The following is a 16,024-nucleotide window of genomic DNA, read 5'->3' on the forward strand; positions in this document are numbered from 1 at the left end:
AGGGCCTTTTTTTTGATTACTATAACCTTATCGCTCTCAACAGAATCGGCTTATGTCTGAACCTAAAAGCAAAAATCTCTCTGAAACCTTATTCCAAAAGCATAAACAAGCGAAAGAAACCTCGGCACTCATTCGCTATATGCCAAGTAGCCAAGAAGTCTTGGACAATAAAAAGCAGCAGGAAGGGTATGCTTGGTATCGTAACCTAAGGCGTCTGCAGTGGATTTGGCAGGGGATCGATCCGGTAGAGCAAGAAGAAGTACTGGCAAAAATCGCTTCATCGAAGCACTCAAGAACACATGACGAGTGGTTGGATACGGTGATGGGATACCACGGCGGCAATTGGTCTTATGAGTGGACAAAGCTTGGTATGCGTCATCAAAAAAGGGCGAATAACAAGCAAAGTGAGGAGGCGGCAAATGAACTTTTTTCTGCGTCTTTGTGTTTTAGTATTGCCGGTTACCCTCATCTGAAAAATGATAACTTGTCCTTGCAGGCTCAAGTGCTAGCTAACAGCGCTTATAGTGAAGCATCAAAACTGACGAGTTACGTTATTAAGCAAATAGAAGTACCGTACAAAAATAAAAAGATCATTGTTAACCTTCATTTACCTAATACCGATAGACCTCATCCCGTTATCATGGTGAGTGCTGGCTTAGACAGTTTGCAAACGGATATGTGGCGTTTATTCCGTGATTATTTAGCTCCACGCGATATTGCGATGATCACCATCGATATGCCTTCTGTTGGTCACAGTTCTCATTGGCCATTAACTGAAGATTCTTCATGCTTACACCAAGCAGTGTTGCACGAGTTATCGCGTCTACCTTGGGTTGACCATCAAAAAGTCGGACTTGTTGGCTTTCGATTTGGTGGTAATTCAATGATAAGACTGTCTTTTTTAGAACAGGATAAGATCAAAGCATGTGTCTCGTTAGGAGCTCCAGTTCATGATATTTTCACTTCTCCAACCAAGTTAAAGCAAATGCCTAAGATGTATCTAGATGTTTTAGCTTCACGCTTAGGGAAGGAGGCCGTTGATATTGATAGCCTCTCTGGGCAAATGATGGCTTGGTCACTGAAAGTCCAAGGGTTCTTATCGAGTCGTCGCACTAAAGTGCCTATTCTTGCGTTGGGCTTAGAGGGCGATCCAATTTCACCTTACTCAGATAACCAGCTTGTTGCGTTGTTTAGTGAATATGGCAAAGCTAAGCAGATAAAAAGCAAAACAATTTCACAAGGATATGAGCAATCCCTCGATTTAGCGATAAAGTGGTTAGAAGATGAGCTATTTAGGTGACTTTTCCTCTAATTTAGTTAAGCATGATATAAGTATGCCTTAACAAGCATATGAACAATCAAAAATAATGATCATTCTTAACATTGAAATGGAGAGTCATATGTCAGAGATGACCCAAGCCCCGACTCATTATCGTTTGTTGGCCGCATTAAAGGCTATCGGTCCTTATCTACGTGAAGGGCAGTGCCGAGAGGAGAACTACTTGTTTGATTGTCTTTCTGCCTGTGTTAACGATAAAAAATCCCCAGAGAAAAGAGAATTTTGGGGATGGTGGTTGGAGCTTACCAAAACAGAATCTGGGTTTGACGCTAAGTATCATGCAGGACGCTATAACTTGGCAGGAACGTGGGATGCCGATACGATTCCCAAATCAGTACAATCAGAAGTAAAACGTACTCAAGAAGAGTTTCATGCAAAATTGGTTTCGACCTTGTATGAGCGATTTGAATTGTCGGTTGAGATTACTGAAGATTCTGCTGAATTCGCCTGATTTCCTTTCTCTTACCATTCTCGCGAGTAAAAAGGTGCTTTTTAGCACCTTTTCTACTTGTGAATTTTTGCTTTGATTGTTAAAACATCCTTTCTTATGTGTTTTCCATTTCAGAAGAAATCATGACAACGAATCAACAAAGCGGAAAAGCAATACAACTTCAAACCGTCGTTGTGAAGCTAGGGACCAGTGTTCTAACCGGTGGTACGTTAGCGTTAGACAAAGCTCATATGGTTGAGCTTGTACGCCAATGTGCCGAACTGAAAAAACAAGGCCACTCAGTGGTGATTGTATCATCTGGTGCGATTGCCGCAGGTCGAGAGCACCTTGGTTACCCCGCACTGCCCAACGCAATGGCAAGTAAACAACTGCTTGCTGCGGTAGGGCAAAGCCAGTTGATTCAAGCTTGGGAGTCACTTTTTGCTATCTACGGTATCAAAATAGGCCAGATGCTTCTTACTCGCGCTGATCTTGAAGACCGTGAACGCTTTCTTAACGCTCGTGACACCGTCAATGCCTTAATCGATAATGACATCATCCCTGTGGTGAATGAAAACGATGCCGTGGCTACAAGTGAAATCAAAGTTGGCGATAACGACAATTTATCGGCATTGGTTGGTATTTTGTGTGGTGCGGACAAGCTGTTGTTGCTGACTGATCAAAAAGGTCTTTTTACGGCTGATCCACGCAAAGATCCAAACGCAGAGCTGATTAAAGAAGTTAAAACCATTGATGATACTTTACGCAAAATTGCTGGTGGTAGTGGCACTACATTAGGTACTGGTGGTATGGCTACCAAACTGCAAGCGGCAGATATTGCACGCCGTGCTGGTATTGAAGTGATCATCGCGGCTGGTCGTGCCCATAACGTGATTTTTGATTCATTGAGTGATAAGCCGCAAGGCACACGTTTTTTACCGTGTATTGAAGCGTTAGAAAACCGTAAACGTTGGATCCTCGCTGGCCCTGCTGCTTCGGGTGACATTGTGATAGATGATGGTGCTGTAAATGCTGTCGTAGGCAAAGGTAGCAGTTTGCTCGCCAAGGGTGTGCTTGAGGTACGAGGCAAATTTGCACGTGGAGAAGTAGCGCGTGTCACCGATCGTCGCGGTATGTTGATCGCCAAAGGGATCGCTGCTTATTCAAGTAAAGATCTAGCGAAAATAACCGGCAAACACAGTAAAGATATCGGTTTGATTTTGGGCCACGATTACGGTTCTGAAGTCATCCATCGCGACGATTTGGTCGTGATCCAAGAATAATTGAGGGAGAGACTCGTGGACTTAATCAACATGGGAAAAGCGGCCAAAGAGGCGGCTTTTCACCTTGCAACAGCATCAACGGCACAAAAAAATGCTGCGCTTGCCATCATAGCTGATGAGCTAGAAGCCAATCTTGAAACCATTCTTGCTGCAAATGCGAAGGATATTGAGCTTGGTCGTGACGCTGGTTTAAGCGATGCGCTGCTTGATCGACTGTTACTCAATGAATCTCGTCTTAAGGCTATTGCCAGCGATGTGCGTAATGTGATCGGCCTTAATGATCCTGTCGGTAGTGAAATTGACAGTAAAGTACTAGAAAATGGTATGTCATTATCGCGTCGCCGCGTACCGCTCGGTGTGGTTGGGGTTATTTACGAAGCGCGTCCTAATGTAACCATTGATATTGCGGCTTTATGTTTAAAAACAGGGAACGCCAGTATTTTACGTGGTGGTAAAGAAACCTTTTTCTCCAACATGGAGTTGGTCAAAGTTATTCAGCTTGCGCTTGAGAAAGCAAAGCTTCCTGCCGCTTCCGTGCAATACATTGAAAAGCCAGATCGTGAGCTTGTTTCACAGCTACTGAAGTTGGATGACTATGTCGATATGATCATTCCTCGCGGTGGGGCTGGCTTGCATAAAATGTGCAAAGAAAATAGCACAATACCGGTAATTATTGGTGGGTTTGGTATCAGTCATATTTTTGTCGACCAGTCGGCTGATTTAGACAAATCGGTGGATGTGATTGAAAACGCTAAAGTACAACGCCCTTCTGCGTGTAATGCGTTAGATACATTGCTCGTGCACCAATCGATTGCGAGTGAATTTTTAGCCAAACTGGTACAGCGCTTAAGCGACAAAGTCGAATTTGTTGCAGAACCAAAAGCTAAAGCCTTGATGGGCGATGCTAAGCAACTGCGAGAGGCTGTTGATGGTGATTTCGATACCGAATGGCTAAGTTATACCTTGGGTGTGAAGGTGGTGAGTGATGTTCAGCAAGCTATCACTCATATGCGTGATCATAATGCGAGCCATTCTGACGCGATAATGACTAACGACTTGTTTAATGCGGAACTTTTTATTAATGCGGCTGGTTCGGCAGCAGTCTACGTTAATGCTTCGACTCGATTTACCGATGGGGCGCAGTTTGGACTCGGCGCTGAAGTGGCAGTATCAACACAGAAGCTGCATGCTCGTGGCCCCATGGGTTTAGAAGAGCTCACCAGCTATAAATGGGTTGGAAAAGCGAACTACTTATCTCGTCAATAAATGACTTCGGTGTCGCAGTTAACAAAACCTACTAAACATTGGTTGAAAAGGGGCTACGCGGCCCCTTTTGCTTTCAACTTCGCCACCAATTCCGTTACACTAATGCACATTGCTATGGAGGTGATATGCATTGTCCTTTTTGTTCAGAGAACGACACCAAAGTCATTGATTCGCGCCTAGTGGCAGATGGCCATCAAGTACGTCGTCGTCGCCAATGTCTAGCGTGTAATGAGCGTTTTACTACGTTTGAATCAGCTGAATTATTGATGCCGAAAGTCATTAAGTCGAACGGTAATCGTGAACCATTTAATGAAGATAAAATGGTCGGTGGTATCCAGCGCGCACTCGAAAAACGTCCTGTTAGTGCTGATGCGATTGAGCTTTCAATCAGCATGATTAAGTCTCAGTTACGCGCGACCGGAGAACGGGAAGTACCAAGTGAAATGATTGGTAACTTAGTGATGGAACAGCTAAAAGAACTCGATAAAGTCGCTTATATCCGTTTTGCTTCTGTATATCGCAGCTTTGAAGACATTCGTGAATTTGGCGAAGAAATCGCGAAGTTGGAAGACTAACGGCCATGTTTACTCCGTTTGATTATCAAATGATGGCGCAGGCGATTGCACTTGCGAAAGGTGGCCAGTTTACTACCGCTCCTAATCCCAACGTTGGATGTGTGATAACCCAAGGCGATGAAATTGTTGGCCAAGGCTTCCACTATCGAGCTGGAGAAGCTCATGCTGAAGTTCACGCTTTGCGCATGGCTGGTGATCGTACTGAAGGCGCGACGGCATACGTAACTCTCGAACCATGTTCGCATTATGGTCGAACACCACCTTGTGCAGAGGGATTGATCAAAGCCAAAGTTGCTAAGGTGATTTGTGCAATGCAAGACCCTAACCCGCAAGTCGCTGGGCGTGGAATTCAAATGCTGCGAGATGCGGGGATTGAGGTCGAAGTTGGGTTGTTAGAAGCGGATGCTATCGCACTTAATCCCGCATTCATCAAACGCATGCAAACGGGCATACCGTTTGTACAGTTGAAAATGGCCGCAAGCTTAGATGGCCAAACCGCACTCAGTAATGGGCAAAGTCAGTGGATTACCTCGGTAGCGGCTCGGCGTGATGTGCAGCATTTTCGTGCTAAAAGTGGGGCCATTTTATCAACCAGTAAAACCGTTATCGAAGATAATGCTTCATTAACGGTTCGTTGGAATGAGCTACCAGAATCGATTCAAGATAGCTACAGCCACACTGAACTTCGCCAACCGATCCGCGTTATTTTAGATCGTCAAAAACAACTGAATGCCTCACTCAACCTTTTCCATGCTCCAAGTGAAATCATCTCGCTAACGGCAGATCATCGAACGTTACTCAATCAAAATGATCAATTTGATTTGACGCGAACCTTTGAATATCTCGCTCAGCAACACAATATTAATCATTTGTGGGTTGAAGCCGGAGCAACGCTTGCTAAGTCATTACTGCAAGCAGACCTGGTGGATGAAATTATTCTCTATCTAGCCCCTAAAATAATGGGCAGCGATGGCCGAGGTTTATTTGGCGCATTAGAGTTATCCTCTATGGCCGATGCCTTAGAGTTAACAATTAAAGATGTACGACAAGTTGGGCCGGATATTCGGATCACAGCTGTACCGAAACTAAAAGATAAATAAGATGTTTACAGGAATTGTAGAAGCAGTGGGCACGCTCGCTGCCATAACACCAAAAGGTGAAGATATCAGTGTTACGGTTAACGTTGGCAACCTTGATATGGCTGATGTAAAGCTGGGTGACAGTATTGCTACCAATGGTGTGTGTTTGACGGTGGTTGATTTTGGCTCTCACCATTACAGCGCGGATTTATCTCTTGAAACTCTCAATAAGACAGGTTTCACTGCTTACCAAGTTGGTGACAAGCTTAACTTAGAAAAAGCGATGCTTCCTACCACACGCTTTGGTGGTCATATTGTTTCAGGACACGTCGATGGCGTTGGCGAAATCATTGAGCGTAACAGTGTTGGCCGAGCCATAGAATTATGGGTCGCAATGCCGAAGGAACTGAATAAGTACGTGGCGGAAAAAGGGTCAGTCACTGTCGATGGCATCAGTTTGACCGTTAATGAGTTAAGGAAAAACGCCTTCAAACTGACTATTGTTCCCCACACATCAGAAGAAACCACTATCAATGATTTTCATGTTGGACGTAAAGTGAATTTAGAGGTGGATGTTCTTGCGCGTTATATGGAGCGTTTACTTCAAGTTCAGCGCGGTGAAGATGCACCGGAATCTAAAATCACCATGGAATTTTTACAGCAAAATGGTTTTGCCTAAGCGGCAATATCATTACTGCCCTGATATGGGTAGGCAGCGGAAAGTAATCCAGTCATAGGAATAGATTATGTCAATTAGTACGCCACAAGAAATTATTGAAGATATTCGTCTAGGTAAAATGGTCATCTTGATGGATGACGAAGATCGTGAAAATGAAGGCGATCTGATCATGGCCGCTGAACATGTTACCCCTGAAGCGATTAATTTTATGGCTAAATACGGTCGCGGTTTGATCTGTTTAACCATGACCAAAGAACGTTGCCAGCGTTTGGGCTTGCCACCAATGGTGCAAGATAATAACGCCCAGTACACAACCAATTTCACCGTCTCTATTGAGGCTGCTGAAGGGGTAACGACAGGTATCTCTGCGGCTGATCGTGCAGTGACAGTACAAGCTGCGGTCGCGAAAGATGCCAAAGCGTCTGATTTAGTGCAGCCGGGGCATATTTTCCCGCTAGCGGCACAAGAAGGTGGGGTATTAACTCGTGCGGGACATACTGAAGCCGGGTGTGACTTAGCGCGCCTTGCTGGGTTAGAACCCGCTTCTGTGATTGTGGAAATCCTTAACGAAGATGGCTCAATGGCGCGTCGTCCTGATCTGGAAGTTTTTGCGCAGCAGCATGGCGTAAAGTTGGGCACTATTGCGGATTTAATCGAATATCGTAATAACACCGAAACGACCATTGAACGTGTCGCGCAATGCAAACTACCAACTGAATATGGTGAGTTCGAGCTCTTTACCTACCGTGACATCATTGATAATCAAATTCATTATGCATTGAAAAAAGAGACGCTAGCACAACAAGCACCATTAGTGCGTGTGCATTTACAAGATACGTTTACCGATTTACTACGCAGTGATCGTAATGCAGAGCGTAGTTGGACGTTAGACAAGGCAATGCAACGCATTGGTAGTGAAGGTGGTGTGTTGGTGATTTTGGGCAATGAAGAGTCAACCGATTTATTGATTCATCGTGTTAAAATGTTCGAGCAACAAGATAAGGGTGAAGCACCAACGCTAGCGAAAAAACAGGGCACATCACGCCGTGTCGGTGTCGGTTCGCAGATGTTGGCCGATTTAGGTGTAAGTGAAATGCGTCTGCTATCTTCGGCGAATAAAAAGTATCATGCTCTGGGTGGTTTTGGACTTAACGTTATCGAATACGTCTGTGAATAATTTTCTGAATCTAGCGCGTTTTTTCTAAATTGAATGTGATAGTGCAAGGTTCTGTTAGTCAAAGGAAGCGAAAGGCTTCCTTTGTTATTTTTAGAGTTTGGTGTTTGGTTTGAACGCTAAGCCGAATTTCCATTAGATATTGCTCACAAATTTGTGCTAGAATCCGGCGATTCTCACTTGTGAATATAGTTAAAGGAAAGCTTATGAAAGTGATCGAGGGTGGCTTCCCAGCGCCAAATGCAAAAATTGCTATCGTTATTTCTCGTTTCAACAGTTTTATTAACGAAAGTCTTCTTTCTGGTGCAATCGATACTTTAAAGCGTCACGGACAAGTTAGCGAAGACAACATTACCGTTGTTCGCTGCCCTGGTGCTGTAGAATTACCTCTTGTTGCTCAACGTGTTGCAAAAACAGGTAAATACGATGCAATCGTATCTCTCGGTACTGTTATCCGTGGTGGTACACCACACTTTGACTATGTATGCAGTGAATGTAATAAAGGTTTGGCACAAGTGTCATTGGAATACAGCCTTCCAGTCGCATTCGGTGTCCTAACTGTTGATACTATCGATCAAGCCATTGAACGCGCAGGAACCAAGGCTGGTAACAAAGGTGCAGAAGCTGCACTAAGCGCGCTTGAGATGATTAACGTTCTTTCTGAAATCGATTCCTAATGGGGGCCAGTGTGAAACCAGCCGCACGTCGTAATGCACGTCAATTTGCGCTACAAGCAATTTATTCTTGGCAAATTACAAAAGAAAATGTAGCCACTGTCGAAGAGCAATTCCTCTCGGGTGGTAAGTATGATGAAGAAGAGCATCATGCTGCAGAGCCAGCTTTAACGGCTCCAGAAACCGACGTTGCATATTTCCGTGATCTACTCACGGGTGTAGTGCTAAGCCACACAGAGCTAGATAGCAAATTGCGTCCTTTCGTGTCTCGTCCTATGCAGGATTTGGACATGATGGAATTGGCGTTACTTCGTTTAGCCATGTACGAAATGACTCGTCGTGAAGATGTTCCTTATAAAGTGGTCATCAATGAAGCGATTGAGTTAGCTAAAGTATTTGCAGCTGAAGATAGCCATAAGTTTGTGAATGGTGTACTTGATAAAGCCGCACCTCACGTACGCAAAAAATAATTAGTCGTTTAAAAATAAAAAGGTCAGCATATGCTGACCTTTTTTATGACAATATTTCTCTGCTATATACCCAAACCACTTGAAGTTGCAAGTAGGTGGCAAGTGAGTTCATCCCCATCAGCATAGATAAGCTATGTGATTGGGGGGAGCGAACATAGCCAACACCGCTGCAACTTCAGTCGAAAGGGTATAGCTCTAGCAACGAGGAATGCCACAATAATAAAAACTAAGGGCAGGAAACTTGGCATGTCCGGTGAATTTAATTTAATTGATCGCTATTTTTCTAACCGTCAACCGCAACGTAAAGACGTATTTCTCGCCTTAGGTGATGACTGCGCATTAGTTAAACCGCCTGAAAATGTTCGTATTGCGATCAGTACTGATACTTTGGTGGCGGGTACACATTTTTTGATAGATGCGAACCCTGCTTGGGTCGCACATAAAGCGCTGGCTTCTAATATCAGTGACCTTGCTGCAATGGGAGCAACACCCGCTTGGGTATCGTTTGCACTCACGATGCCAAATCCCGATGAGGCATGGCTAAAGCCATTTTGCGATGCTTTTTTTGAACTTGCCAATTACTACAATATCCAACTGATTGGTGGTGACACCACCAAAGGGCCATTAAGTTTAACGCTCACGGTGCAGGGCTTTGTTCCTCAAGAACAAGCGTTACTTCGCAGCGGTGCTAAAGTGGGCGATTGGGTATATGTCACTGGTGATCTTGGTGATAGCAAGGCGGGGTTGGATGTTATTCTTAACAATGCGTTACGTGCTAAACCATTTGCGCTTGAGTTGGAAAAGCGCCACTATCTTTCGACACCGAGGATACTGGCAGGTCAGGCATTGCTGAATTTGGCTTCAGCAGCCATTGATATTTCTGATGGTCTGATTTCAGACATCAAACATATACTCGAACGCTCTCAGGTTGGCGTCAGTCTTGATGTTGCAGCATTACCTTTATCACAAGAGCTGTTGCAGTTTGTCGGCAATCTTGAAATAGCGCAGCAGTATGCTTTGACCAGTGGCGAAGAGTACGAACTGTGCTTTACCGTTCCAGAACAGAACAAAGGGTCCATTGAAAGTGCGCTCGCTCATTGTGGTTGTAAAGTGAGTTGTATTGGACAGATCCGTCCACAAGGTACATTTGAATTACATCATCAAGGTAAAGTGCTTAATTGGCAGCTCAATGGCTATGACCATTTTAAGGTGAATTTATGACCAATCCGCTATCTCGTCTTTCATTGAAAAATCCGTGGCACCTTTTAGCTACAGGGTTTGGCAGTGGTCTATCGCCTGTAGTACCCGGTACAATGGGAACATTGGCGAGTGTGCCTTTTTACTTACTGCTTGTTCAGTTACCTACCGTGTTATATGCCAGCGTCGTAGTGATAACCTGTTTGGTTGGCATTAAAATTTGCCAAGTGACCTCTGATGATATGCAGGTTCATGATCACGGTTCGATTGTTTGGGATGAATTTGCTGGTTTTTGGATAACCATGTTGGTGGTGCCACTGTTTAACTTATCCCCTTTTGATTGGAAGTGGCTGGTCACCGGTTTTATACTGTTTCGCTTTTTCGATATGGTGAAACCTTGGCCTATCGGTTGGTTAGATAAGCGAGTTCATGGTGGGTTAGGGATCATGCTTGACGATATTGTTGCCGGGTTGATGTCGGCAATTGCACTGTATTGGGTGGGGCTCTATGCCGGGTTGCTTTAAAAAAGGCGACAAAAAAGGTTCCCTATGGAACCTTTTTTCTTGGTTATAAATTGGGTGTTATTTAAGTTTCTCTAAATCGGCTTCAATCTCAGAAATTTTGCTGGAGACGACTTTTTCTAAATGACGCAGATCAGTGAGTATTTTTTGCTTAAGGTCTATCTCGGCCTGTGGTGCTGGTTTCGTTATCTTGTTCAGTTCATCAATCACTAACGTCAAGTTACGGTTGATTTCGGTAACTTCTTTGTACTGATGACTACCACTGTCGACTAAGACATTTTTTACCTGTCGGGGGTACTTAAATTTTACGCTTTTAGCGAAAAGCTCACCTTTCTGCTTATGAAAGTAAATCTTCAACACATCTTTATGTGCTTCTTGACGAAGTGAATAGCGCTCAATTTGTTTAGGATCTTGAATACCTAAACCTATGAGGTATGGAAACATAAGCGACCTCTATTATTTTATGTGACACATCAACGACCTGTTTCAATGTAGCAGGCTAAATCATCGCTAGATAGTTCCTAACCCCATCAATACCTCAACTTGTGGGCAAGATCGCTTTCCGTCTCCTTTTAATTTGGCGCAAGTTCAGAGACATTTTTTATTAGCGTTTCGCGTAAACTTAATTCCTCTTCTTCGCTTAATTTTCCTCCTTGAGAGCTTGTTAGAATGAATAAATCTTCCGCTCGCTCGCCAATGGTGGTGATTTTTGCTCCATGCAAATGAATATCTAAATTGGTAAACGTGCGACCAACCGTTGCGAGTAACCCCGGTGTATCAAGTGCAACAAATTCCATTAAGGTGCGCTTATTGCTCTTTGTTGGTAAGAAATCGACTCTGGTCTTCACTTTAAAATGTTGTAAGTTGCGTGGTGTACGGCGTAATTTCAATTTATCTTGCCAACCTGCTTTCAGACCATTAAGCAGATTTTCTATAACAAAATCATGGTGATCTTCATCAATTGCTTCACCGTTGTGATCTAGAACCATGAATGTATCGAGTACATAGCCATCTTTACTCGACATGATTTGTGCGTCGTGGACACTTAAATTGCGTCGGTCAAGTTCAGCGACTACGGTGGCGAACACGGCAGGTTGATCTTTGGTGTACACAAAAACTTCGGTGCCACCTCGAGTTGCTTTTTTGCTAAGCAGAATGAGTGGTTGGCTTGAGTCTTCATGACGCAGTAAGTGTGTACAGTGCCAGGCGATCTGCTTGTGGGTATGGCGTAAGAAGTAATCAGCTTTAAACCGTTGCCAGAGCACTTCGATTTCTCGCGCATTAAAACCTTCTTTGCGCAGTAATGCTGACGCCAGTTGTTGATTGTGTCTAATTCGGTCACGGACATCGACGGGGTTTTCTAAGCCACGGCGTAATGCGCGTTGAGTTGAATGGAAAAGTTCAGCCAATAACGTGCGCTTCCAACTGTTCCAGAGCTCTGGGTTTGTTGCGCAAATATCGGCTACGGTTAGGCACACTAAATGTTCTAGATACTCTTCATCACGGACCTTTTTGGCAAATTCTGTGATGACATCTGGGTCATAAATATCACGCCGTTGAGCGGTGACCGACATCAAAAGGTGATTTTGCACTAACCAAGCCACAAGTTTGGCTTCTGGTTTGGATAAACCATGTTCAATACAAAAATTGTACGCTTCGGTTGCACCAATTTCAGAATGGTCACCACCACGACCTTTACCAATATCGTGGAAAATCGCGGCGAGGATCAGTAGCTCTTTTTTCTGAAGGCGAGGGTAGACTTCACAGCAAATCGGATGCCTCTCATGATTTTGGGCATGGTTAAAAGTATTGATGTGCTTGAGCAAACGAATACTGTGTTCATCAACAGTGTAAACATGAAAAAGGTCAAATTGCATTTGTCCTACAATCTGACTCCATTGTGGCAAATAAGCTGCAAGTACCCCTAATTTGTGCATCAAGCTAAATGCACGATGTAGTGCATTGGGATGGCGTACTAACGCCATGAAGGTTTCACGAGCTTCGGGAATAGTGTGTAGGAATTTGTTCAAGCGGCGACGAGCAGTACGCAATTGGCGCATCGTTGCAGGTGCAACACTCTCAATGGTCGAGTCATTGGCAATATGAATAAACATATCCAAAATTGTTTCTGGACGAGCTTGGAAAAGAGCTGGTTTACGCGCTTCAATCAAGTTGCCGCGACGTTGAAAATCGTCATCTAAAATGACGGCAGGTATCTCCTCACCGTTATTGAGGATGGCTTGAGCAAACAAACGTAGTAACATTTTGTTGAGTTCAGCAACGCGGCGCAGTGTGCGATAGAACTCTTTCATCATCATTTCTACACCGCGGTTGCCCTCACCAGTGAATCCTAAGTGCTCGGCTACTTGAGCTTGATGGGCAAAAGTGAGTCGGTTGTCATAGCGTTTTAATTCAATGTGTAGTGCGAATCGTACGCGCCATAGGAAATCTTGGCATTCCACCAATTCACGATATTCTGCGTCAGTTAAAAAACCAAAGCGGCTCATTTCCAATAATGAGGTAGCACCAAAATGGCGTCTCGCAACCCAGCTTAATGTATGAATATCTCTTAAACCGCCCGGAGTTGATTTGATATCAGGCTCAAGGTTGTAAGTTGTATCGTGATAGCGTGCGTGGCGGTCTCTCTGCTCTTGAATTTTGGCACGGTAAAAGGTTTCACTGGGCCAAAATGACTCGGAGTGGATTTGCATTTTTAAGTGATGAAAGGTGTCGTTGCTACCACATAACAAGCGAGCTTCTTGCAGGTTTGTCGCTACGGTCAAATCTTCACGCCCAATGTCTGCGCATTCTTTAATTGTGCGAACGGCATGACCTACTTCTAAGCGTAAGTCCCACAATAGCGTAATGAATTCGCTGATTTTAAGGCCAAGCTCTGCTGGCAAGGTTGTTGTTGAAACAACGAGAATATCAATATCAGAAAGTGGATGAAGTTCGCCACGGCCATAGCCACCAACCGCCACTAAGCTAATATCAACAAGTTGATTAAACTGAAAGTATTCCCATAAGCGATAAAGCAGTTGGTCCATGTACTCAGAGCGACCAAGCACTAAGTCGTTCACTGGATGGTGATTTAGAAATTCGCTTTTCTGGTAGTCGGTAAAATGTTCAAGCTGTTGTTTGAGTTCACTGATCGTGATCTGTGAATCGGAGAAGGTCAGTGGTGACTGAAAAGGCATAACGGCAATCCATGCTAGTGAAAATTCACAACGTGGAGAGACTGTATCAAATCGCTACCGATAAAAAAATATCCCTGCGAGCAGGGATATTCGTAACCGTGTGATTAGGCGTTATTCATTAAGCGAGGAATCGACTCTTCTGCACGCAGCGTAAGCACTTCACAGCCAGTTGCGGTCACTAAAATAGTGTGTTCCCATTGCGCTGAATTTTTGCCGTCAGCGGTATAAACTGTCCAGTTATCTTCTTCATCAAGGCGACAACCAAATTTACCTGCATTAATCATTGGTTCAATGGTGAAAATCATACCTTCACGTAATACGGTTCTGTCGCCATTTTTATAATGCACAACCTGTGGATCTTCGTGGAATTCAGAGCCGATACCGTGCCCACAGTAATCTTTAACAATAGAAAGCTTCAAGCGAGGATTGTTTTTATTGTTGGTTTTAATGTGCTTTTCTATCGCCGTACCAATTTCACCTAACTGAACGCCAGGTTTAACTTTTTTCATGCCAATGTAAAGACACTCTTGTGCCACAAGGCATAAGCGTTTGTCAGAAGGTGAAACTTCACCGACTAGAAACATTTTAGAGGTATCACCGTGGTAACCATCTTTGATAACGGTAATATCGATATTGACGATATCGCCATCTTTTAGAACCGCAGGGCGCTGTAGTTGACCGTACTGCTCGTCTTGAGAGGCTGGAATGCCATGACAGACAATATGATTAATGGAAGTACAAATTGATTTAGGAAAACCGTGATAGTCCAGTGGCGCAGGGATTGCTTGCTGAACTTCAGTAATGTACTTGTGGCAAATTTGGTCGAGTTCTTCTGTTGTCACACCGACTTTTACATGCGGTTCGATCATTTCTAGGACATCAGCAGCCAACTTACCCGCTACACGCATTTTCGCTATTTCTTCGGCATTTTTTATTTTTACAGACATCGGTTTTCTCTAATTCATACTTTTGCACGGCGTGTGCTAATGGGCGTTATTCTAGCAGTGCGTCGGTGAATCGCAAGAAGTCCCTTTCTGTAAGTAAGACTTATTTTCATAAAATGAATAAAAGTAGTACAAGCGAAAAGGGATTTTTTTCTAGCCAGATAAGGCTTAAATATGGTATAAAGCGCGCCGGAATCGAAGTGTGTTTTCTCCATTTTTGGCGAAACCCATATTCATTCCACTCACATTATCTTTAAATCACACACATTCCGACACGTGTTCCGGGGTGCTCCAACAGTAAAACTATTTACATTAAGTGGATAGATGTTAGGGGTCGGATTCATGGGGGATGTGGAGGCCTAACCCCATAGAGGATTTTAAAATGGCAACTGTATCAATGCGCGACATGCTAAAAGCTGGTGTTCACTTCGGTCACCAGACTCGTTACTGGAACCCAAAAATGAAGCCATTCATTTTCGGTGCTCGTAGCCGTGTTCATATCATCAACCTAGAAAAAACTGTACCTATGTTCAACGAAGCTCTAGCTGAGCTACACAAAGTTGGCGAGAAAAAAGGTAAAGTTCTTTTCGTTGGTACTAAGCGCGCTGCATCTGAAGCTGTTAAAGAAGCTGCTATCGCAAGCAACCAATTCTACGTTAACAACCGCTGGTTGGGCGGCATGCTAACTAACTGGAAAACTGTTCGTCAGTCAATCAAGCGCCTAAAAGAGCTTGAAGCTCAATCTACAGACGGTACTTTTGATAAACTAACTAAGAAAGAAGCTCTAATGCGTACTCGCGAAATGGAGAAGCTAGAGAAATCTCTTGGTGGTATCAAAGACATGGGCGGTCTACCTGACGCACTGTTTGTAATCGATGCTGATCACGAGCACATTGCAGTTAAAGAAGCAAACAACCTAGGTATCCCAGTTTACGCTGTTGTTGATACTAACTCTAACCCAGACGGCGTTGACTACGTTATCCCAGGTAACGATGATGCAATCCGTGCAATTCAGCTTTACCTAAACGCTGTTGCAGAAACGGTTAACGAAGGTCGTAACAAAGATGCAGCTGCAATTGCTGCTGCAAAAGACGGTTTCGTAGAAGCTGAATAATAGCGGCTCTGAGTCACGCTTAGTCGTCTATGTGTCACACGATTGATGCATTGACTAAGTTATAGTTAGCATCAGGGGCCAA

General features: G+C 44.0%; 16 protein-coding genes. 13 read left to right on the top strand and 3 right to left on the bottom strand.

Translation table 11 applies throughout. From position 1 onward, the window contains the following. The first annotated feature begins 52 nt into the window (after window positions 1-52). From frsA to pgpA, 12 genes are all read left to right on the top strand, one after another. Entirely contained in the window at window positions 53-1,300 is a 1,248-nt protein-coding gene (gene frsA, locus MCT08_RS04795; protein WP_171979456.1) for an esterase FrsA, read from the top strand. Between the two features lie 100 nt (window positions 1,301-1,400). Further along, complete coding sequence (gene crl / locus MCT08_RS04800) at window positions 1,401-1,790, top strand: sigma factor-binding protein Crl (RefSeq protein ID WP_053310905.1); 390 nt, start codon at window positions 1,401-1,403, stop codon at window positions 1,788-1,790. A 122-nt stretch (window positions 1,791-1,912) separates the two neighbouring features. Further along, a complete protein-coding gene (gene proB / locus MCT08_RS04805) occupies window positions 1,913-3,052 on the top strand; it encodes a glutamate 5-kinase (RefSeq protein WP_053310906.1) in 1,140 nt (379 codons plus the stop codon). A gap of 15 nt (window positions 3,053-3,067) precedes the next feature. After that, entirely contained in the window at window positions 3,068-4,318 is a 1,251-nt protein-coding gene (locus tag MCT08_RS04810) for a glutamate-5-semialdehyde dehydrogenase (protein ID WP_053310907.1), read from the top strand. Window positions 4,319-4,443: 125 nt separating this feature from the next. Beyond that, window positions 4,444-4,893: a transcriptional regulator NrdR gene (gene nrdR, locus MCT08_RS04815; RefSeq protein ID WP_274677977.1), complete on the top strand. Its 450-nt coding sequence runs from the start codon at window positions 4,444-4,446 to the stop codon at window positions 4,891-4,893. A gap of 5 nt (window positions 4,894-4,898) precedes the next feature. Next, the gene (gene ribD / locus MCT08_RS04820) at window positions 4,899-5,993 is read left to right on the top strand and encodes a bifunctional diaminohydroxyphosphoribosylaminopyrimidine deaminase/5-amino-6-(5-phosphoribosylamino)uracil reductase RibD (RefSeq protein ID WP_274677978.1); all 1,095 of its coding nucleotides are present in this window, start codon (window positions 4,899-4,901) and stop codon (window positions 5,991-5,993) included. Window position 5,994: 1 nt separating this feature from the next. Then, complete coding sequence (locus MCT08_RS04825; RefSeq protein WP_053310910.1) at window positions 5,995-6,651, top strand: riboflavin synthase; 657 nt, start codon at window positions 5,995-5,997, stop codon at window positions 6,649-6,651. Window positions 6,652-6,718: 67 nt separating this feature from the next. Continuing rightward, a complete protein-coding gene (ribBA, locus tag MCT08_RS04830; RefSeq protein ID WP_053310911.1) occupies window positions 6,719-7,828 on the top strand; it encodes a bifunctional 3,4-dihydroxy-2-butanone-4-phosphate synthase/GTP cyclohydrolase II in 1,110 nt (369 codons plus the stop codon). 203 nt (window positions 7,829-8,031) lie between these two features. Next, on the top strand, window positions 8,032-8,502 hold the full coding sequence (gene ribH, locus MCT08_RS04835) for a 6,7-dimethyl-8-ribityllumazine synthase (RefSeq protein ID WP_005440184.1): 471 nt from the start codon (window positions 8,032-8,034) through the stop codon (window positions 8,500-8,502). Next, on the top strand, window positions 8,502-8,969 hold the full coding sequence (nusB, locus tag MCT08_RS04840; RefSeq protein ID WP_053310912.1) for a transcription antitermination factor NusB: 468 nt from the start codon (window positions 8,502-8,504) through the stop codon (window positions 8,967-8,969). The genes ribH and nusB overlap by 1 nt, the downstream gene beginning before the upstream one ends. Window positions 8,970-9,215: 246 nt before the next feature. Further along, window positions 9,216-10,190, top strand: a complete 975-nt coding sequence (thiL, locus tag MCT08_RS04845) for a thiamine-phosphate kinase (protein WP_274677979.1) — start codon at window positions 9,216-9,218, stop codon at window positions 10,188-10,190. Then, window positions 10,187-10,690 (top strand): phosphatidylglycerophosphatase A, encoded by a 504-nt coding sequence (pgpA, locus tag MCT08_RS04850; protein WP_274677980.1) that lies wholly within the window; start codon window positions 10,187-10,189, stop codon window positions 10,688-10,690. Before thiL ends, pgpA begins: the two co-directional genes overlap by 4 nt. A gap of 57 nt (window positions 10,691-10,747) precedes the next feature. Here the strand turns inward: pgpA and MCT08_RS04855 are convergent, their stop codons facing one another. The 3 genes from MCT08_RS04855 to map form a co-directional block, all read right to left on the bottom strand. Next, window positions 10,748-11,131 (bottom strand): DUF3461 family protein, encoded by a 384-nt coding sequence (locus MCT08_RS04855; protein WP_053310915.1) that lies wholly within the window; start codon window positions 11,129-11,131, stop codon window positions 10,748-10,750. 128 nt (window positions 11,132-11,259) lie between these two features. Beyond that, on the bottom strand, window positions 11,260-13,884 hold the full coding sequence (gene glnD / locus MCT08_RS04860) for a bifunctional uridylyltransferase/uridylyl-removing protein GlnD (protein WP_274677981.1): 2,625 nt from the start codon (window positions 13,882-13,884) through the stop codon (window positions 11,260-11,262). A gap of 104 nt (window positions 13,885-13,988) precedes the next feature. Next, window positions 13,989-14,831: a type I methionyl aminopeptidase gene (map, locus tag MCT08_RS04865; RefSeq protein ID WP_053310917.1), complete on the bottom strand. Its 843-nt coding sequence runs from the start codon at window positions 14,829-14,831 to the stop codon at window positions 13,989-13,991. A 379-nt stretch (window positions 14,832-15,210) separates the two neighbouring features. Between map and rpsB the strand changes: the two genes are divergently transcribed. Then, window positions 15,211-15,942 carry a 30S ribosomal protein S2 gene (gene rpsB, locus MCT08_RS04870; RefSeq protein WP_053310918.1) on the top strand — a complete coding sequence of 244 codons (732 nt, stop codon included), beginning with the start codon at window positions 15,211-15,213 and terminating at the stop codon, window positions 15,940-15,942. Window positions 15,943-16,024: the final 82 nt, after the last annotated feature.

This window comes from Vibrio aestuarianus (assembly GCF_028858425.1).
Lineage (GTDB): Bacteria > Pseudomonadota > Gammaproteobacteria > Enterobacterales > Vibrionaceae > Vibrio > Vibrio aestuarianus.